Raw genomic sequence first — 18604 nt, 5'->3', positions numbered from 1 at the left:
CTCAAAAACACCATCATACACTAAATCAGTAAGTTGGCACCATTACCCGCCAACGCCAACAGACCAGTAAGCACTGCAACTTTAAAAAAAGTTTGAGTACGCATGATAGTTTTCCATGTTATCTGCAAGTATGCATTTGAAGTTATAGCAAAAGACCGATGGGTTTGTTGTGACAAAAAATGATGCGGAGAGCACAAATTGCGAAAAGACTGCCCGGAGGCGTGCCGGGCAGTGAAAAATTACTGATTTATATCCAGTTGCCAGAACAGATGTTTGCCAAACGGGTCAATTTCATAGCCCGTCACCTCCTTGCGCACCGGCTCGAAAATGGTTGAATGCGCAATCATCACCGCCGGCATCTGGTCATGCATCATTTGCTGAGCCTCTTTATACAGCGCCACGCGTTTATCGCGGTTGGTCGTTGATTTTGCTTCCGCAATAATTTTATCGAAGGGCTTGTAGCACCATTTCGCCGAATTTGAGCCACCGTTTGCCGAGGTACAGGTAAATAGCGGACCAAAGAAGTTGTCGGGATCGCCCGTTGCGGTCGTCCAGCCCATCAGCGCGGCCTGGTGTTCCCCGCCCTTCACGCGCTTAAGGTATTCGCCCCACTCGTAGGTGACGATTTTGGTCTGTACGCCGATTTTCGCCCAGTCGGCCTGAATCATCTCCGCCATGCGTTTCGCATTCGGATTGTACGGACGCTGCACCGGCATCGCCCACAGGTCGACGCTCACGCCGTTGGCAAAACCGGCCTCTTTCAGCAGCGCTTTCGCCTTTTCAGGATCGTAATCGTAATCCTTAAGCTCGCTGTCTGCGCTCCAGACGCCCGGCGGCAGCAGGTTCTTCGCCGCAGTGCCGGTGCCGTGGAAAACCGCATCAATAATGGCCGGCTTATTGATGGCCATCGCCAGCGCCTGACGGACTTTTACGTTATCCAGCGGCGGCTTTTGGGTATTGAACGCCAGAAAGCCGGTATTCAGTCCGGCTTTGCTCATCAGGTTGATGTCTTTGTTCGCCTTCATGCGCGGCAGGTCCGCCGGGTTCGGGAACGGCATCACCTGACATTCGTTCTTCTCAATTTTGGCAAACCGCACGGAGGCATCCGGCGTGATGCTAAACACCAGCCGATCCAGCTTCGATTTCCCCTGCCAGTAGTCGGCAAACGCCGTAAACAGGATCCGCGAATCCTTCTGATACTGCGCCAGCTTAAACGGCCCGGTGCCTATAGGCTCCATATCCACCTTTTCCGGCGTGCCCGCTTTGAGCATCGCGTCGGCATACTCCGCGGACAGGATCGAGGCAAAATACCATGCCAGATCGGCGACAAACGGCGCTTCCGGGTGCGCCAGGGTAAAGCGCACGGTGTGGTCATCAACTTTATCAATGCCGGTAATCAGGCTGCCAAACTCCAGACTTTCGAAGTTGGAATAGCTGCCGTTAGAGACGTTGTGATACGGATGATTCACGTCTTTCTGGCGCATAAACGAGAAAATCACGTCGTCTGCGTTAAAGTCGCGTGTCGGCGTGAAGGATTTATTGCTCTGGAATTTAACGCCCTTACGCAGATGGAAGGTGTAAACCTTGCCGTCCTCGCTCACCTCCCAGCGCTCCGCCAGGCTTGGCACCAACTCCGTGGTGCCGGGTTTGAAATCGACCAGCCGGTTATAGACCGGCACGGCGCTGGCGTCCACGCTGGTTCCCGAGGTGTATAGCTGAGGATTAAAATTTTCCGGCGATCCCTCGGAGCAATACACCAGCGTTTTCGCGGCGACGGTGGAACTGACCGTGAGTGCAGCAAGCGCAAGCGTGAAAGTTGTGAGTTTGCTTTTCATCATTTATTCCTGTCTTTTTAATTCGACGGCTAATTAATTCTTTTGCCATTTCATAAATAACATTAAAGTGATGTGGCAAACACCCGAAAAATAAATAAGGAACAAATCACTATGGGCTCGCCGCTTTCCAGACAATTAACGCACCGTTTTTTCCGCTATCTCGCGATCACCAGCCAGAGCGATCCCAAAGTCAAAACCCTGCCCTCAACGCCGGGCCAGCACGACATGGCGCGGGAGCTGGCGCAGGAGCTGGCACAGCTGGGGTTAGACGATATTGTGATTGATGAATTCGCCACGGTAACGGCGGTCAAAAAAGGCAACGTGCCCGGCGCGCCGCGCATCGGCTTTATAACCCATATTGATACCGTGGACGTGGGATTATCACCGGATATTCATCCACAAATATTAACGTTTACCGGTGAAGATCTCTGTCTGAATAAAGAGAAAGACATCTGGCTGCGGGTTAACGAGCACCCTGAAATTCTGGCTTATCCGAATGAGGAGATTATTTTCAGCGACGGAACCAGCGTATTGGGCGCGGATAATAAGTCGGCGGTCACGGTGGTCATGACGGTGCTGGAAAACCTGACGGCAGAGCATCAGCACGGGGATATCGTCGTGGCGTTTGTGCCTGACGAAGAGATCGGCCTGAACGGGGCAAAAGCGCTGGACCTTAAGCGCTTTGACGTCGACTTCGCCTGGACCATCGACTGCTGCGAGCTGGGAGAAATTGTCTACGAGAACTTTAATGCGGCGGCGGCTGAAATCCGCTTTACCGGCGTAACGGCGCACCCGATGTCCGCCAAAGGCGTGCTGGTGAATCCCCTGCTGATGGCGACTGACTACATCAACCATTTTGACCGCCAGCAAACGCCAGAGTGCACCGAGGGGCGTGAGGGCTATATCTGGTTTAACGGCATTCAGGCCGGGCAAAACGAGGCCATTCTTAAGGCCAATATCCGCGACTTTGACAAGGACAGCTTTGCCGCCCGCAAGCAGCAGATTGCCGACGTTGCCGCGCTGGTTGCCGCCCGGTATCCAACGGCCAGGGTGGACTATCGCATTGAAGATACCTACAGCAATATCAGCAATGCGATTGGTGAGGACCGGCGCGCTATCGATCTGATGTTCGAGGCGATGGAATCGCTCTGCATCACGCCGAAGCCGACGCCCATGCGCGGCGGCACCGACGGCGCGGCGCTCTCGGCAAAAGGGCTGCTCACGCCGAACTTCTTCACCGGCGCGCATAACTTCCACTCGAAGTTTGAATTCCTGCCGCTGTCGTCGTTCGAAGCATCTTACAACACGGCCCTGCAGATCTGCCTGCTGGCCGCCCGTTAAGCGGGCTTGCGCGCCAGCATCGTGGCAAAGCGCAGCTTGATGCGGTTGCCGTTTTCGTCGGTGCGGTGCAGTTCGCCAACGTCTTCGTTGTATTTGAGCAACTCCCAGCCTTCGTAGTAGTTGCTCAGCTCACCGCTTTTGAACGCAAACGGGAAGCCAACAGTGCACGGGTAATCCGCCGTGTCCATCGCGGCAACAATCAGGTTGTATCCGCCGGGCCTGGTGCAGCGCTGCATGTTGGCGATAAGTCCCGGGATGGTTTTTGACTCCAGGAACATCAGCACCACGGTGGAGAGAATGAAATCGTACTCGCCGTCAAAACTCAGGTTGTTGAGATCTTTAATCGCCGTGTGGAGGTTATCGATCCCTTCTTCCGCCTTAATGCGCTCGATATTATCGATGCTCATCGGGTTCTTGTCCCATGCGGTGACATCGTGGCCGTTAGCTGCAAGATAGAGGCTGTTACGGCCGTTGCCGCAGCCCAGATCCAGCGTTTTACCGGGTTTCACAATCTCCGCGCTGTACAGCACTTCTGAATGGGTACGGGTTAAGCCATATTTCTCTGTGAAGTAATTCTCATCGACAGTCATTGTTTTCCTGCGTTCTCATAAAGTGAAAGTGCATCCTGGATGCTATTTTAAGGCGTTTACCGTCTGGTTGCCAGCCGCTCGAAAATCGAAAAATTTGCTACGTTTAGTGAAGACGCTTATCAGAGAAATAAAGATGAACAAATATCGCCTCAGCGACGAAACCCGCATCTGGCAATGGAAAAACGGCGACACTACCCGCTCCGTCACGCTGCGGCAGATTATCGCCACGGCGGACTTTAACGACGTGACTGTCGGGACGAGAGGCGGCTGGATTGACGATGAGCGCGCCCTCGCGCAGGACGGCGACTGTTGGATCTACGACGAAAACAGCGTGGTGTTCGCCGGAGCGACCGTGTCCGGCAACGCGCGTCTTACCCTGCCGTGCGTCGTGAGCCATGATGCCCGTATCGGTGACAGCTGCTGGCTGGACGGCGCAGAGGTCAGCCACGGGGCGCGAATAAGTGACAACGTCACCATTCAGCAATCCTGCGTGCGGGGCGAGTGTCATATCTACGACGAAGCGCGCGTGCTGCACCACAGCGTGGTCATTGCTGCCAAAGGGTTAACGCCGGACCATGACCAGATCCTGCAAATCTACGATAAGGCGACCGTCAGCCAGTCGCGCATTGTGCACCAGGCGCAAATCTACGGCGAGGCGATGGTGAATTTTGCGTTTGTTGAGCACCGCGCCGAAATATTCGACAACGCCATCCTCGAAGGTAACGACTTAAATAACGTCTGGGTCTGCGACTGCGCAAAGGTCTATGGTAACGCCCGCGTGATTGCCGGTTATGACGACGATGCTATTCCGACGGTGCGCTACAGCTCTCAGATTGCGGAGAATGCCGTGGTGGAAGGAAACTGCGTCATCAAGCACCACGTTCTGATTGGCGGTCAGGCATGGCTGCGCGGCGGGCCGATCATGCTGGACGATAAGGTGGTGATCCAGGGACGCGCGCGGATAAGCGGCGATGTGCTCATCGAGCACCGGGTTGAAATCACCGATGATGCGGTCATCGAAGCCTTTGCCGGGGAGAGCATTCACCTGCGCGGCGAAAAGGTGATTAACGGCGACCAGCGCATCACCCGCACCCCGCTGCTGGGGGCGTTATAGGGCGTAGATCTTCCCGTAGATGTTCACATCGTCAAAGCGACCGTTCAGGTATTCCGCTTCCCGCAGGCACCCTTCCAGCGTAAAACCGTTGCGCACGGCAACGCCGTTGCTGTGCTGATTCGCCACCCGACACTTGATCACAAAACGGCGGATCTCCCCGCGTTCAACGTAGTAGCGCATAAACGCCTGCAGGGACCGGGAGAGGATCCCCTGCCCCTGATGGCCTTCATCCAGCCAGTAGCCGATGTACCCAGTCTTGTTCGTCGGTTCAATCGTGTTGAACGACAGCACGCCGACCAGCGCATCATCCTTGAAGATCAGAAACATTTTGGCGTAGCCGCGCTGGTGCAGCATCTGGTTACTCTGCACGTTGCGGCGGGTATCGTCCTCGCTGCCCACGTGCTGCGCCCAGTCAAAGGCGGTTTGCAGAAAGGTTTTGTTTTTGACGACGAGATTGTGCAGATCGGCGGCGTAGCGCTCTTCAACGGCGCGAAGCTCGAGAGCGTCAGATACCGGGATAATTTCGGATTTTGCTGCGGTCATTGCCCCTCACCCTAACCCTCTCCCGGAGGGAGAGGGAATCGATCGTTAACGCATTATCCGGTCGTCAACGTAGTTACGTTTATCCGGCGCCGGTGGGAAATACTGGTACAGCCAGGTTTCACTGATGGCGTCGCCCTGGCAGCGCAGGAACAGACGCATATCCACAGGCTCCGTCGAATCCGAGGTTGGGTACCAGTCAAACAGGATGCGATAGCCGTCAAACGGCTCAACGTAGAGGATCTCAACCTGCTTCGCTTCTCCGCTGGAGAGCGTAATCACCGGCTCGATGCCTTTTGGCGCAGCGGCCTTCAGGTCGCCACCGACGAAGTCGATAGCAAAGCGACGGGCCCACACTTTCGGGTAATTTTCCCCCGGTGCCCAGCCTTCCGGGAAGCCGCCCATGCCGGTACGGGTGGCGAAGACGTTGGCCAGCGGAGAGCGCACCGGCGGCATGGCGCTCCAGTACAGACGATATTTAAAGTCCAGCTCGTCGCCCGCTTTCACCGCTTTTTCCGGCTGCCAGAAGCAGACCACGTTATCCAGCGTTTCGCCGGTGGTCGGGATCTCCATCAGGCCAACCGCGCCTTTACCCCAGTCGTTACGCGGTTCAACCCACAGGCTCGGGCGTTTGTTATACCAGCCCATCACGTCCTGATAGTGCGAGAAATCGCGGTCGAGCTGCAGCAGGCCGAACCCTTTCGGGTTTTTGTCCATATAGGCATTAAACTGCAGCTTCTGCGGGTTGTTCAGCGGACGACAGATCCACTCCCCGTTGCCGCGCCACATCGCCAGGCGGTCGGAGTCATGAATTTGCGGGTGAATGGTGTCACACATGCGGCGTTCGTTATTGCCGCAGCTGAACATACTGGTCATCGGCGCAATGCCGAGCTGCTTGATGTCCTTCCGCGCGTAGAGGTGGTTTTCCACCTCCATGATCACCTGGCTCTTCTCGCAGTGGATCACGAATTTATATGCACCGGTGATGCTCGGGCTGTCGAGCAGCGTATAGACGGTAAAAGTCGTGTCGCCTGGCTTGACGGTTTCAAACCAGAAGGAGGTAAAGTCCGGGAACTCTTCCGGCGTGTCGGTAAAGGTGTCTACCGCCAGACCGCGCGCGGAAAGGCCGTACTGGTAGGTGTCATCCACCGCGCGGAAATAGCTCGCGCCCAGGAAAGAGACGATATCGCGACGCGCCAGCTCAGGTGCCTTAAAGGCGCGGAAGCCCGCAAAGCCGAGATCGCTTTGCCCTTCCAGCTGTTTGGTATCCACACCCGTTTCGCCGTAGCTGAACAGCTCCGGACGGAAGTGGATCTCGCGCGCCATAGAGGTCGACTGGTCCAGCGAGAACATCCGCACGCGGCGGCGGAACCCCATCCCCATATGGAAGAACTGCACGTCCAGCTGACGCCCTTCAATGTTGTTCCACAGTGACTGTTTTTCATCGTAGCGGATGGCGTTGTACGCCTGCGGCGTCATGGTTGCCAGCGTCTCCGGCAGCGGACGCGGCGCGCCACCCCACGGAGTTTTCGCCAGGTCATGCGCCATGGATTGCAGTACGGAGAAGTCGAAGCGACGGCTCTGGCCGTCAGCAATGTCAGAGTCGGCAGCGTATGCCGCTTTGGAAAACAGGGAAGCAAGGCCAGATGTGCCGCTCAGGGCTGCCACTGCCAGCGAGCCTTTTAGAAAACGTCTGCGATTCATGCCTGGAAAAACGTCCTTATGGTCGTGTGAATGTGTTTCGCGCTCGGCGAAATGACGGCAAGAAAGAACGCACAGCCTAAACAAAAATGGTTAAGAATCCAATTGTTGGCCGGTGATTATATGAACAAAGTGAGAAATATTTTCTGTCGACCAGAACGGCCCGAAAGTGGTGTAAAGAAAGCCTGGAAAATGTGTAGAAAAATGCCCCGGCGCGACATCGTTCGCCGGGGCTAATGAGGCGGTTATTTTACGCTGACATCGATACCCGGGAAGTACTTATCAGCGAGTTTAGCGATCGTGCCGTCGGCACGTACTTTATCGATCGCGGCATCAAGCTGCTTTTTGGTGGCCTCGTCACCCTTACGCAACCCAAAACCGATCCCACTGCCGAGAATAGTGTCGTCAGACACCGGTTTGCCGATGAAGCCAAACCCTTTCCCCTGCGGCTTGCTGAGGAAACCTGCCTGCCCGGCCGCGGACATGACCAGCGAGGCGTCGATACGGCCATTCAGCAGATCGCCCCAGGCCATATTCTGATCTTTATAAGACACCACGGTGACACCCTGCTTTTCCCAGTGCTCTTTGGCATAGGTTTCCTGGATGGATCCCTGCAGCACGCCGATGGTTTTGCCCTTCAGCCCCTCAGGCGTTGCCTCAACCGCCGTACCTGCCTTGCCGACCAGCTGCGACGGAATACGGTAGATCGGCTGGGTAAAATCAATGCTCTTGCGGCGCTGCTCGGTGATGTTCATCGCCGAGTTGATGGCGTCAAATTTCTTCGCCACCAGGCCCGGGATCAGCGCATCAAAGGAGGTTTCAACCCAGCTGCACTTCAGCGCTGCCGCTTCGCAGATGGCATTCCCCAGTTCAACGTCAAACCCTTCCAGTTCGCCCGCCGCATTGCGGCTCTCAAACGGCGGATATTCCGCTTCCAGCCCGTAACGCAGCTCGGTAGCCGCGAAGGAAGAAAAAGTACACAGCAATCCCATGCCGACAACTAACGCGCGTAATTTCATCTACAACTCCTCAGAGCCTATCTTAGCGTGGTTTAACCCGACACAGGGCCTGGGCACCTGCCCGTAACGTCGCCTCATCTTTCGCAAAAGAGAGACGAATCAATTTATTATCCGTACCGTCCGCATAAAACGCCGACAGCGGAATGGTGGCAACGCCGTACTCAACGATCAGCCGTTTCACCAGCTCGCTGTCGCGCTCGTCGCTGAACTGGCTGTAGTCCGCCAGCATGAAGAACGATCCGGCGCTCGGCAGCAGCGTAAACGGCGAATCGGTCAGCAGGCTGTGCAGCAGATCGCGCTTGCGCTGGTAAAACGCCGACAGCGACAGCCAGGTTTGCGGGTCGACCATATGCTCAGCAAACGCGTGCTGCATTGGCGTATCGGCAGAAAACATTAAAAATTGATGCACTTTACAAATCTCGTCCATCAGTACCGCCGGTGCAACACAGTAACCCACGCGCCACCCGGTGACGTGATAGGTTTTTCCGAAAGAGGAAATAATCACGCTGCGCTCCGCCAGCTGCGGGTGCGTGGCCATCCCGTGGTGTGGCTCGCCGTCAAAAACGACGTGTTCGTACACTTCGTCAGACAAAATAATGATGTCGGTATTGCGCGTCAGCGCCGCCAGCTGCTGCAGGTCACTGGCGGAGAAGACCTGGCCGCTCGGGTTGTGCGGCGTATTAATGATAATCATGCGCGTGCGCGGCGTGATCGCGGCGCGAACCTCATCCCAGTTGACGGCAAAATCCGGCACGGTGAGCTTGATGGCAATCGGGGTTGCCCCCTGAAGACGGACAATCGGCGCGTAGCTGTCAAAGGACGGCTCAAAGTAGATCACCTCATCGCCCGGGTGCACCAGCCCGCTAATCGCCGAATAGAGCCCTTCGCTGGCGCTGGCGGTGACCAACACCTCGCTGGCAGGGTCGTACTGCGTGCCGTAGAGCGTGGCAATTTTATCGGCAATACGTTCTTTGAGCGGCTGCAGACCGGTCATCGACGCGTACTGGTTATGCCCCGCCTCCATTGCGCGGGTGACGCCCGCAATCAGCTTCGGGTCGCAGGAAAAATTCGGTGCGCCCTGAGAAAGGTTAATCGCGTTATGCTGCGCCGAGAGCTGGCCGATAACGGTAAAAATGGTGGTTCCCACATCCGGCAGTTTGGAGCGCGTTTGCACTGGCGTTCGTAAAGTCATCCTCTTTCCCTTCTCATGGACATTGCATAACTATTCAAACAACATCTGTGCTGTCGGGACAATCGAATTGTTGTCATAATAGCCATGAGAAAAATGCATAGCTGAGGTGATTTTTATGTCACGCCGTTCGCTCCCCCTTAATGCCATCGACGCATTTTTAGTCACCGCGCGTCACCTCAATCTTACCCATGCCGCCGCCGAACTGTGTCTGACGCAGGGGGCTGTGAGCCGTAAGATTGCCTCCCTTGAGGCGTGGTTTGGCTTTCCGCTTTTTGAGCGCCACGCGCGCGGGCTGCGCCTCTCACCGCAGGGTAGCGCCCTGCTTCCGGAGCTGCAGTCCGCTTTCGAGCAGCTGCTGTCCGTGGCCGACCAGGCCCGCAGCCAGCACACGGTGATCCGGCTGAAGGCCCCCACCTGCGCCATGCGCTGGCTGGTGCCGCGCCTGCTGGAGGTGGAGCGCGAGCATCCTGATCTGCAGATCGCGCTGACCACCACCACCGATCACAACGTCAATTTCAAAACCGAATCTTACGACGCGGCAATCGTGTTCGGCACGCACATGAGCGCAGGCGATCTGCTGTTCGAAGAGGCGCTCACCCCGGTGATAAGCCCGGTGCGGGCGGGGGCAACGCTGGGTTCGTTAACATTCCTTCACCCCACAAGGGATAAGACGGACTGGTCGCTGTGGCTGACGAAACAGGAAGGCCCGGGCTTTGCCATGCACAAAAATCAACACTTCGACACGATGGATCTCGCCATTACGGCCGCTATTCAGGGGCTGGGCGTCGCCATCGCCGACGAAACGCTGGTGGCAGAAGATATTCACGCTGGAAGGCTGGTACGGCCCTATGAGACAAGCATAAAAACTGGCGCAAGCTACCGGCTGGTGCTGCGCGAAACGCCAGGCGAGGAAAATGGTCTCGCGGCGTTTCGCGCCTGTTTGCTTAATCGAGGCTGACGTGGTGCTTCATTACCCGCTTGAAGAGGCTCATGCGGGCGCGCATAAAGCGGTTTTCAAGCCGGAACGCTGCATGTTTATTCACGCCAATGCGTAACAGAACGTCCCGACCTTTGCGGCACGCGGGCCAGTGCGTCGGCCCGGGCAGGATGTCGCGAGGACCCGCGTGACGCGCAAAGCTCACCCAGTAATCCGCCACGTGGGCAGCAAACTGTAGATCTCGCCCATTGACGTACTGACGCGAAGGCTCCACCTGACCGAGCGTATCGAAGACGTAGGGAACTTCGTTGCCGTGCCAGGCACCGTTGATGTACGTGGCATGTTCCGCCTCTGCGACATAGTCAAACCAGTAGCGCCAGCACAATCCGCCGACGCGCTGCTGGGCCTGCATCACCACGTAGCCCATGGTGGTAAACGCCATGTCGCGGCACACCTGCCTGCCCAGCTCTTCATCGCCTTTCACGCCCGGATAGAGCAATTTAATCAGCCCGAGCCCGAAGCGGCGTTCGCGCCGAAGCTTCTGAATTTGTCCGGCGAGATCGATGTCAAACACCGCCATCACGCTGGCCTCATCGCTGTTGGAGCCAATCATTACCGGCACCGGATGCTGACGGGCGGCGAAAAAGACGTCCAGCATGGCTTCCGGCAGAACACAGTCTCCAGCGATAGGCGCCGGGGCGACGTTCAGCGGCGCGGTGAGCGGCCAGAACGCCTCGGGCGGAATGGCCCGCAGCTGCCCGGCGGTCGCATTTTCCAGGCCGAAATGGGCGGCCAGCGCTTCCCCTTTTTGCAGGGCCTGCTCGCGCGGCGTGTCCGGTAAGGTGTATCCGCTTTGCACAATCGCCTTATGGAACAATCCTGCTGCCAGCGGAGAGGCCAGCAGCGAGAGCACGCTGCGCGCGCCAGCGGATTCGCCAAACAGGGTCACATTGGCGGGATCGCCGCCAAACCCGGCGATGTTATCCCGTACCCATTCGAGCGCGGCGATCTGATCCAGCAGGGCAAAATTATGCACCACGCGCCCTTCCTCGCCTTCCAGCGCGGGATGGGCGAAAAAGCCAAGATGGCCGAGACGGTAGTTGATCGTGACCACAACCACGCCGCGCGAGGCCAGCGCTTTGCCGTTATAAGGCGGCAGGCCTCCGGCACCAATCGTAAACCCGCCTCCGTGCAGCCAGACCATAACCGGCAGCGGCTCGGCGCGCTCTGTTGGGGACCAGACGTTAAGGTAGAGGCAATCTTCGGAAAATTGGCCCGGATCGCCGCCGCCTAGCTCCTGACAATACTCGCTGCTTTGCCAGCTTGAGGGCGAGAAGGCCGTGGCCTCGCGCAGGCCATCCCAGCGTTCAGGCGGCCGGGGCGAGCGCCAGCGCCACTCCCCCACGGGCGGCGCGGCGTAGGGAATACCGCACCAGAGGTGAACGTTTTCATCGGTTAAACCAGACAGTGCGCCCTGGCGCGTTTCAACCACAGGGGCGGAAGGATTTTGCATAACGACCTTAATTTTTCCATCACACCCCAGCAGAGTAACGATTTCAGAGCAAACCGCAACGCTGTTTGCTGCGCGTTTCAGCCTCCTGGTAGAGCGTAAACTCGTCATACACCGGGCATCCCAGCGCATCTTCAAACGCATCGCGGCTGGCGTTACCGTGGCTGCGGGCCTGGGTTTCGTTCCCGAGGTTGGACTGGAAAATCCCCGCGGCGCTGACCGGGAGGAAATCTTCGTAGGTGATGGGCTGGGCAACCACCCATCCGCGCTCGATCAGCGGCTGCGGATCGTCTCCGGGACGAAACGCATGCCGATGCGCTTCCCCGGCTGGCGTCAGGCGGTAGCGGAAATAAGCCAGCTCCTGACGGCGCATGAGCATTTCGCTATCCGGGAAGGCGCTAAAGATCTCCCGCAGATGCAGCTGATGGGTCAGGTTATCTTTACCGGTACCGGCCTGGGCGAGGAGGCTATCGTACAGTTCACGGCCTTTCGGGGTCAGCGCTACGCCGCGCTGTTCAATCTCACCGAAGCGCGCGGTGTGGGTGCCTTTATGTTCACCGGCAAACAGCACCGGCTCTTCCAGCGCCTTGAAGCTGGTTTGACGCAATAAAACGGGTACCTCGCGACGCGGTGGCCCTTCGATCAGAATTTTTGGTTCGATACCGTACTTCGGCATCAGCTCCTGCACCCGGTCAATGTCCAGCGTGCGAGGCGTGAGATGGTTGATGTGGCAGCCCGGGAAGCAGACCACGTCGGCAATCAGGCGATGCTCGTTGCTCAGGGCCAGATAGGTCTCCTGATCGACCGTCGCGTGACGGTGCCAGCGGAAGGTTTCTAACGCTTCCTGCACAAACTCATGGGCCTGTGCGTCAGAAAACTCCCCTTCCGACTCGTGCAGGTCGATCAGTTCCAGGCAGCGCGGGGTGAAGATGTTGCGGTGAGACAGGATCTCCGCGGCACGCTCGCGCAGCGCAACGTTTTCAATCAGCTCAAGACGCAGCAGCGAGGTAAAAATACGAAACGGATTCCGGCACAGCGCCGCATCCTCTATCGGACGAAACGCCGTTGAGTGGACGGGCACCCCCGCCTGAGAGAGATCGTAATAGCTGACCGGGTACATGCCCATAATGGCAAACATACGGCGCAGGGTTGAAAGTTCCTGTGCCGTACCGACGCGGATCGCCCCGTGACGCTCCACGTTCAGGCGCGCAAGCTCATCGGCGTTAGCCAGTTGTTCATGTAATAGTGGATTATTTTCCAGAACCGCCAGGTTTACGTCCGCAACCAGTTCAAGCAAGGTGCCGTACTGCGGAACTTCCTGCTGGTACATCGCCGACATAGCCTGCGAAAAGTGTTCCCGAATGTCATCAGCCGTGATGGTGTTCGCCATGATGTCATGCCTCCAGTGAATATTACCTGGAGTGTAGAGAAACCCGTTCCTTCCGGGGGGAAGAATTTCTGAATTGTGATCTTAAGACGACAGTGGTCAAACCGTGTGCTACTGGTCCCTGAACAGCGCCGAACGGAACCGCCCTTTTAACCTGAACGCTTTTATCCAGGATTTTCCTTATAATTATTTAGGGTTCCGCTTTCTAGCTATAAAGGAGTATTTTTTGGGTCTCTCCTGAATGCAAACTAACCAATTCGAGTAAGCCATTATTTTTATCCTCACCTTTCAAATTTTTAGCTCGAAGTTAGGATTAATCTGAATGGCTGTTTACAAGTCCTTCCTGTCTATCCATATTTCCCTTTTAAGCGAAGCGTAAATTTACAAATATTTAAAAATAACGCAACCGCAAATAGCAAAACGCATTTGACGGATGCCGCAGAGCGACTAGAGTTATTACTCGAACGACGAGTGATACGGAATATTTTCGTATCGTACTGACATAACCAATATATGACTATGAGGTTTAATATGGCAGAGCATCGTGGTGGTTCCGGTAATTTCGCTGAAGACCGTGAAAAAGCATCAGAAGCTGGACGTAAAGGTGGCCAGCATAGCGGGGGGAACTTTAAAAACGATCCGCAACGCGCTTCTGAAGCGGGTAAGAAAGGGGGACAGAACAGTCACGGCGGAGGCCGTAAATCTGATAACTCCTGATCTTATTTAATACTCTTTTAATAAAACCAGAGAGCATACTGCGGGCTGAAAAGCTCGCAGTACCCTTTCTTTATTTTACCGGAGCGTAATTATTATGAATATGAAAAGCGTCGAGGATGTCTTTATTCATCTTCTGTCGGATACCTACAGCGCAGAAAAGCAGCTTACCCGAGCGTTAAGCAAGCTTGCCCGCGCCGCCTCCAGCGAGAAGCTGAGCGCAGCTTTTACCGCACACCTGGAAGAGACGCAGGGTCAGATCGAACGTATCGACCAAATCGTTGAGCAGGAAGACGGTATTAAAATCAAACGCATGAAGTGCGTGGCGATGGAAGGCTTAATTGAAGAAGCCAACGAAGTCATCGAAAGTACGGAAAAAAATGAAGTACGTGATGCCGCACTTATTGCCGCCGCGCAAAAAGTCGAGCATTACGAAATTGCCAGCTACGGTACCCTTGCCACATTAGCAGAGCAACTGGGCTATAAAAAAGCCGTTAAGCTTCTTGCCGAAACGCTGGAAGAAGAAAAAGAGACCGACCTTAAACTCACCGACCTGGCCGTAGGAAATATTAACCAAAAAGCGCAGAAATGACGCAATAATACAGGTTAAATAAAATGAGCATCAGTCCCAGGACAATTAAACGGTGCCATTTAGCGGCAGCCATAATATGGTTCATTCTCGCCATCCCCTCCGTAATATGGTGGAAGAATAGCGTGCTATGGGTCATTATCATCAGTATTTACGCCAATATTGTCGGCCATTTATCTGGCTACAGTGCCGCGCGTGCCGATCAGGCTGCTGAAAGTGAGACCAAATAAGCGAACCCCTAATGAGGATACAATGATGAATCACGTAGAACACTACCATGACTGGCTACGCGATGCCCATGCGATGGAAAAGCAAGCCGAATCTATGCTGGAATCCATGGCCAGCCGTATCGATAATTATCCTGATGTTCGCGCCAGAATTGAGCAGCATATTAATGAGACAAAACGGCAAATTACATTGCTGGAAGAAATCCTCGACCGTAATGATATTTCTCGTTCGGTTTTAAAAGATTCGATGAGCAAAATGGCGGCGCTCGGGCAGTCCATTGGCGGCATGTTCCCGTCGGATGAGATCGTAAAGGGCTCGATCAGCGGCTATGTTTTCGAACAGTTTGAAATCGCCTGTTATACCTCCCTGCTCGCGGCGGCTAAGAAAGCAGGCGACGTCGCCTCGGTGCCGGCCATCGAGACGATTCTGGCGGAAGAGCGCGAAATGGCCGACTGGCTGATCCGCCATATTCCGCAGACCACGGAACAGTTCCTGTTGCGTTCAGACGCATCGGGCGTCGAAGCGAAAAAATAATCCGGGAGAATCGCCATGTTCCGACACGTCAAACAGCTGCAATACACGGTTCGCGTTGCCGAACCGAACCCTGGCCTCGCCAACCTTTTACTGGAACAGTTCGGTGGGCCTCAGGGCGAACTGGCTGCCGCCTGCCGGTACTTTACGCAAGGATTGAGCGATGACGATCCGGGCCGTAAAGATATGCTGATGGATATCGCGACCGAGGAGCTAAGCCACCTCGAAATCATCGGTACTCTGGTCGGCATGCTTAATAAAGGTGCCAAAGGCGCGCTGGCGGAAGGGGTGGAAAATGAGGCCGAGCTGTATCGCTCCATGACCGAAAACGGCAATGACAGCCACATCACCTCCCTGCTGTACGGTGGCGGCACCCCGCTCACTAACTCGGCGGGCGTGCCCTGGACGGCGGCCTACGTCGATACCATCGGCGAGCCAACGGCGGACCTGCGCTCAAACGTGGCAGCAGAGGCCAGAGCGAAAATCATCTATGAACGGCTGATCAACGTGACCGACGATCCCGGCGTAAAGGATGCCCTGGCGTTTCTGATGACGCGCGAGGCGGCGCACCAGCTCTCCTTTGAGAAGGCGCTGCAGTCCATCCGTAATAATTTCCCACCGGGAAAATTGCCGCCAATCGAGGAATTCACCAACAAGTACTACAATATGTCTGAAGGTGGAGAGGTTCGCGGAAGCTGGAACAGCGATAAACATTTCGATTACGTTGAGTCCCCCCAGCCTGCGGTTGACGGCGGCGATGGCAGCGCAAGCGTCACGCTCACGACCGAACAGGCAACCCTGGTCAAGGCGATGTCTGCTCGCACGAAGTCCGATCCACATTCTGACCCGCTGACCGGTGCCGAGCTGGGTGCCGGTAAGACTAAACCGTAATCGGTTTTGCCGGGCAGCCATAAACTGCCCGGCAATTCTCGTGCCCCATCGTTTCAGAGGTACGGACCATGTTCGAACTCGACGCGTTCCATCTGGCCAGAATTCAGTTCGCTTTTACCGTCTCGTTTCATATCCTTTTTCCTGCGATCACCATCGGCCTCGCCAGCTATCTGGTGGTGCTGGAGGGCATGTGGCTGCGCACCAAAAACGATGTCTGGCGATCGTTGTACCATTTCTGGCTCAAGATATTTGCCGTTAACTTCGGGATGGGTGTCGTTTCCGGCCTGGTCATGGCGTACCAGTTTGGCACCAACTGGAGCGGGTTCTCACAGTTCGCGGGCAGTATTACCGGCCCCCTTCTGACCTATGAAGTGTTAACCGCCTTCTTCCTTGAAGCCGGTTTCCTTGGCGTCATGATGTTCGGCTGGAATAAGGTCGGCCCTGGCCTGCACTTCTTTTCAACCTGCATGGTGGCGCTCGGCACGCTGATGTCGACCTTCTGGATCCTCGCCTCCAACAGCTGGATGCATACGCCGCAGGGCTTCACTATCGAAAACGGACAGGTTATTCCGCAGGACTGGCTGGCGATCGTCTTTAATCCCTCCTTCCCTTACCGCCTGATTCATATGGCTATCGCAGCGTTTCTGAGCAGCGCGCTGTTTGTCGGCGCGTCGGGCGCATGGCACCTGCTGCGCGGTAACGATACCCCCGCCGTCCGCACCATGTTTTCCATGGCGATGTGGATGGCGCTGCTGGTCGCTCCCATCCAGGCGGTCGTGGGCGATATGCACGGCCTGAACACGCTTGAGCATCAGCCGGCCAAAATTGCCGCCATTGAGGGACACTGGGAAAATCCGCCGGGCGAGGCCACTCCGCTTCTGCTGTTTGGCCTGCCGGATATGGACGAGGAGCGCACTAAATACGGCCTGGAGATCCCCGCGCTCGGCAGCCTTATTCTGACGCACAGCCTGGACAAGCAGGTCCCGGCGCTGAAGGATTTTCCGAAAGAAGATCGGCCAAACTCGACCATTGTTTTCTGGTCGTTCCGCGTCATGGTCGGGATGGGGCTGCTGATGATTACCCTCGGGCTGATTAGCGTCTGGCTGCGCTATCGCCATCGGCTATACCACTCTCGCCCGTTCCACTGGTTTGCCCTCTGTATGGGGCCTGCCGGGCTGCTGGCGCTGCTCGCCGGCTGGGTCACCACCGAGGTGGGCCGCCAGCCGTGGGTGGTCTACGGCTATCTGCGCACCATCGACGCGGTATCGCTGCACAGCACCCTGCAGATGAGCATCAGCCTGCTGGCGTTCTTCGTCGTTTACTCGTCGGTGTTTGGGGTGGGCTATGTTTATCTCATCCGGCTGATTAAAAAAGGACCACAGCCTGTCGATACGCTGACGTCAAACACCTCGGGCACACCCGCCCGTCCGCTGTCTGCCGCTGAGTCTGTTCCTGAAGAGGAGAGAACCTGATGGGCGTCGATATCTCAGTTATCTGGTTTGCCATCATCGTCTTTGCCACGCTGATGTACATCATCATGGATGGCTTTGATCTGGGCATTGGCCTGCTGTTTAACTTCGTGGGCGATGCGAAGGAGCGCGATGTGATGGTCAACAGCGTGGCGCCGGTCTGGGACGGCAACGAGACCTGGCTGGTACTCGGCGGCGCGGGTCTGTTCGGCGCGTTTCCGCTGGCCTATGCGGTGATCATTGATGCGCTGACGATCCCCCTCACCGCGATGCTGATCGGTCTCATCTTTCGCGGCGTCGCCTTTGAGTTCCGCTTCAAAGCCACGCCGTCGCACCGCAAATTCTGGGACTACTCCTTTGCCGGCGGCTCCCTGCTCGCTACCTTCAGCCAGGGCGTGGTGGTGGGTGCCGTAATTAACGGCTTTGACGTCGAAGGCCGACGTTTTGTCGGCTCCGCGCTTGACTGGCTCACCCCCTTTAACCTCTTCTGCGGTATCGGTCTGGTCGTCGCCTACACGCTGCTGGGCACCACCTGGCTCATTATGAAAAGTGAAGGCGCGCTGCAGGCCCGCATGCGCGAGCTGACCCGCCACGTGCTGCTGGCGCTGATGGTCGTCATCGCCGTGGTGAGCATCTGGACGCCGCTCGGCTGGCAATACGTGGCCGAGCGCTGGTTTACCCTGCCCAACTTCTTCTGGTTCCTGCCGGTGCCTCTGCTGGTTGCGCTTTTCAGCGTGCTGATCTGGCGCCTGACCCGCAACCCGGCCAGCCACTCCCGCCCCTTCCTGCTGACGCTGGGGCTTATTTTCCTCGGGTTTAGCGGGCTCGGCATCAGCCTCTGGCCGAACATTATTCCGCCGCGCATCACCCTGTGGGAAGCCGCGGCCCCGCCTGCCAGCCAGCTGTTTATGCTGGTAGGCACGTTGCTGATTATTCCGGTGATCCTGGTGTACACCGCCTGGAGCTACTACGTCTTCCGGGGCAAAGTGTCGGATACTGAAGGCTATCACTGAGGA

General features: G+C 56.5%; 18 protein-coding genes. 10 read left to right on the top strand and 8 right to left on the bottom strand.

Annotation, left to right across the window (positions count from 1 at the left end; genetic code table 11):
* Positions 1-239 precede the first annotated feature (239 nt).
* Positions 240-1835, bottom strand: a complete 1596-nt coding sequence (locus tag ADJ24_RS03150) for an ABC transporter substrate-binding protein (protein WP_023311689.1) — start codon at positions 1833-1835, stop codon at positions 240-242.
* A 111-nt stretch (positions 1836-1946) separates the two neighbouring features.
* Between ADJ24_RS03150 and pepT the strand changes: the two genes are divergently transcribed.
* On the top strand, positions 1947-3176 hold the full coding sequence (gene pepT / locus ADJ24_RS03145) for a peptidase T (RefSeq protein WP_023311688.1): 1230 nt from the start codon (positions 1947-1949) through the stop codon (positions 3174-3176).
* Here pepT and tehB read toward each other — a convergent pair.
* Positions 3173-3766, bottom strand: a complete 594-nt coding sequence (tehB, locus tag ADJ24_RS03140) for a tellurite resistance methyltransferase TehB (protein WP_023311687.1) — start codon at positions 3764-3766, stop codon at positions 3173-3175. The genes pepT and tehB overlap by 4 nt on opposite strands.
* 133 nt (positions 3767-3899) lie before the next feature.
* On the opposite strand from tehB, the gene ydcK reads away from it, so the two are divergent.
* Positions 3900-4880 (top strand): YdcK family protein, encoded by a 981-nt coding sequence (gene ydcK / locus ADJ24_RS03135; protein ID WP_023311686.1) that lies wholly within the window; start codon positions 3900-3902, stop codon positions 4878-4880.
* Here ydcK and rimL read toward each other — a convergent pair.
* The 4 genes from rimL to ADJ24_RS03115 all read right to left on the bottom strand — a co-directional run bounded on the left by rimL (position 4875) and on the right by ADJ24_RS03115 (position 9332).
* Positions 4875-5423, bottom strand: coding sequence for a 50S ribosomal protein L7/L12-serine acetyltransferase (gene rimL / locus ADJ24_RS03130; RefSeq protein ID WP_023311685.1), 549 nt, complete (start codon positions 5421-5423; stop codon positions 4875-4877). The genes ydcK and rimL overlap by 6 nt on opposite strands.
* A gap of 45 nt (positions 5424-5468) precedes the next feature.
* Complete coding sequence (locus ADJ24_RS03125; protein ID WP_023311684.1) at positions 5469-7124, bottom strand: glucan biosynthesis protein D; 1656 nt, start codon at positions 7122-7124, stop codon at positions 5469-5471.
* 242 nt (positions 7125-7366) lie between these two features.
* Complete coding sequence (locus tag ADJ24_RS03120) at positions 7367-8140, bottom strand: transporter substrate-binding domain-containing protein (protein WP_023311683.1); 774 nt, start codon at positions 8138-8140, stop codon at positions 7367-7369.
* 22 nt (positions 8141-8162) lie between these two features.
* Positions 8163-9332, bottom strand: coding sequence for a pyridoxal phosphate-dependent aminotransferase (locus tag ADJ24_RS03115; RefSeq protein WP_023311682.1), 1170 nt, complete (start codon positions 9330-9332; stop codon positions 8163-8165).
* Between the two features lie 115 nt (positions 9333-9447).
* On the opposite strand from ADJ24_RS03115, the gene ADJ24_RS03110 reads away from it, so the two are divergent.
* Entirely contained in the window at positions 9448-10290 is an 843-nt protein-coding gene (locus ADJ24_RS03110; RefSeq protein ID WP_023311681.1) for a LysR family transcriptional regulator, read from the top strand.
* On the opposite strand, the gene ADJ24_RS03105 is transcribed toward ADJ24_RS03110, so the two are convergent.
* On the bottom strand, positions 10277-11782 hold the full coding sequence (locus tag ADJ24_RS03105) for a carboxylesterase/lipase family protein (protein WP_023311680.1): 1506 nt from the start codon (positions 11780-11782) through the stop codon (positions 10277-10279). The two genes, ADJ24_RS03110 and ADJ24_RS03105, sit on opposite strands and share 14 nt — an antisense overlap.
* A 43-nt stretch (positions 11783-11825) precedes the next feature.
* Positions 11826-13169: a 2-oxoadipate dioxygenase/decarboxylase HglS gene (gene hglS / locus ADJ24_RS03100; protein WP_023311679.1), complete on the bottom strand. Its 1344-nt coding sequence runs from the start codon at positions 13167-13169 to the stop codon at positions 11826-11828.
* Between the two features lie 528 nt (positions 13170-13697).
* Between hglS and ADJ24_RS03095 the strand changes: the two genes are divergently transcribed.
* The 7 genes from ADJ24_RS03095 to cydB all read left to right on the top strand — a co-directional run bounded on the left by ADJ24_RS03095 (position 13698) and on the right by cydB (position 18601).
* On the top strand, positions 13698-13883 hold the full coding sequence (locus ADJ24_RS03095; protein WP_004150795.1) for a general stress protein: 186 nt from the start codon (positions 13698-13700) through the stop codon (positions 13881-13883).
* Positions 13884-13977: 94 nt separating this feature from the next.
* Positions 13978-14472, top strand: coding sequence for a ferritin-like domain-containing protein (locus tag ADJ24_RS03090; RefSeq protein ID WP_023311678.1), 495 nt, complete (start codon positions 13978-13980; stop codon positions 14470-14472).
* A 23-nt stretch (positions 14473-14495) separates the two neighbouring features.
* Entirely contained in the window at positions 14496-14699 is a 204-nt protein-coding gene (locus ADJ24_RS03085; RefSeq protein ID WP_008502273.1) for a hypothetical protein, read from the top strand.
* A gap of 25 nt (positions 14700-14724) precedes the next feature.
* On the top strand, positions 14725-15231 hold the full coding sequence (locus ADJ24_RS03080; RefSeq protein ID WP_024908416.1) for a ferritin-like domain-containing protein: 507 nt from the start codon (positions 14725-14727) through the stop codon (positions 15229-15231).
* A gap of 15 nt (positions 15232-15246) precedes the next feature.
* A complete protein-coding gene (locus tag ADJ24_RS03075; RefSeq protein ID WP_008502274.1) occupies positions 15247-16119 on the top strand; it encodes a manganese catalase family protein in 873 nt (290 codons plus the stop codon).
* Positions 16120-16187: 68 nt separating this feature from the next.
* The gene (locus tag ADJ24_RS03070; RefSeq protein WP_023311676.1) at positions 16188-17591 is read left to right on the top strand and encodes a cytochrome ubiquinol oxidase subunit I; all 1404 of its coding nucleotides are present in this window, start codon (positions 16188-16190) and stop codon (positions 17589-17591) included.
* Complete coding sequence (cydB, locus tag ADJ24_RS03065; RefSeq protein ID WP_023311675.1) at positions 17591-18601, top strand: cytochrome d ubiquinol oxidase subunit II; 1011 nt, start codon at positions 17591-17593, stop codon at positions 18599-18601. The genes ADJ24_RS03070 and cydB overlap by 1 nt, the downstream gene beginning before the upstream one ends.
* Positions 18602-18604 lie beyond the last annotated feature (3 nt).

Source organism: Enterobacter sp. 940_PEND (assembly GCF_001059415.1).
Classification (GTDB): domain Bacteria; phylum Pseudomonadota; class Gammaproteobacteria; order Enterobacterales; family Enterobacteriaceae; genus Enterobacter; species Enterobacter cloacae_M.
This window is presented reverse-complemented; position numbering and strand designations above follow the sequence as displayed.

Coding starts and splice junctions, on each gene's coding strand:
- ADJ24_RS03115 (WP_023311682.1), bottom strand. CDS start 9,332: ATGACTTTACGAACGCCAGTGCAAACGCGCTCCAAACTGCCGGATGTG.
- ADJ24_RS03070 (WP_023311676.1), top strand. CDS start 16,188: ATGTTCGAACTCGACGCGTTCCATCTGGCCAGAATTCAGTTCGCTTTT.
- ADJ24_RS03095 (WP_004150795.1), top strand. CDS start 13,698: ATGGCAGAGCATCGTGGTGGTTCCGGTAATTTCGCTGAAGACCGTGAA.
- pepT (WP_023311688.1), top strand. CDS start 1,947: ATGGGCTCGCCGCTTTCCAGACAATTAACGCACCGTTTTTTCCGCTAT.
- ADJ24_RS03150 (WP_023311689.1), bottom strand. CDS start 1,835: ATGAAAAGCAAACTCACAACTTTCACGCTTGCGCTTGCTGCACTCACG.
- ADJ24_RS03075 (WP_008502274.1), top strand. CDS start 15,247: ATGTTCCGACACGTCAAACAGCTGCAATACACGGTTCGCGTTGCCGAA.
- hglS (WP_023311679.1), bottom strand. CDS start 13,169: ATGGCGAACACCATCACGGCTGATGACATTCGGGAACACTTTTCGCAG.
- ADJ24_RS03110 (WP_023311681.1), top strand. CDS start 9,448: ATGTCACGCCGTTCGCTCCCCCTTAATGCCATCGACGCATTTTTAGTC.
- ADJ24_RS03125 (WP_023311684.1), bottom strand. CDS start 7,124: ATGAATCGCAGACGTTTTCTAAAAGGCTCGCTGGCAGTGGCAGCCCTG.
- ADJ24_RS03120 (WP_023311683.1), bottom strand. CDS start 8,140: ATGAAATTACGCGCGTTAGTTGTCGGCATGGGATTGCTGTGTACTTTT.
- ADJ24_RS03105 (WP_023311680.1), bottom strand. CDS start 11,782: ATGCAAAATCCTTCCGCCCCTGTGGTTGAAACGCGCCAGGGCGCACTG.
- ADJ24_RS03090 (WP_023311678.1), top strand. CDS start 13,978: ATGAATATGAAAAGCGTCGAGGATGTCTTTATTCATCTTCTGTCGGAT.
- cydB (WP_023311675.1), top strand. CDS start 17,591: ATGGGCGTCGATATCTCAGTTATCTGGTTTGCCATCATCGTCTTTGCC.
- rimL (WP_023311685.1), bottom strand. CDS start 5,423: ATGACCGCAGCAAAATCCGAAATTATCCCGGTATCTGACGCTCTCGAG.
- ADJ24_RS03080 (WP_024908416.1), top strand. CDS start 14,725: ATGAATCACGTAGAACACTACCATGACTGGCTACGCGATGCCCATGCG.
- ADJ24_RS03085 (WP_008502273.1), top strand. CDS start 14,496: ATGAGCATCAGTCCCAGGACAATTAAACGGTGCCATTTAGCGGCAGCC.
- ydcK (WP_023311686.1), top strand. CDS start 3,900: ATGAACAAATATCGCCTCAGCGACGAAACCCGCATCTGGCAATGGAAA.
- tehB (WP_023311687.1), bottom strand. CDS start 3,766: ATGACTGTCGATGAGAATTACTTCACAGAGAAATATGGCTTAACCCGT.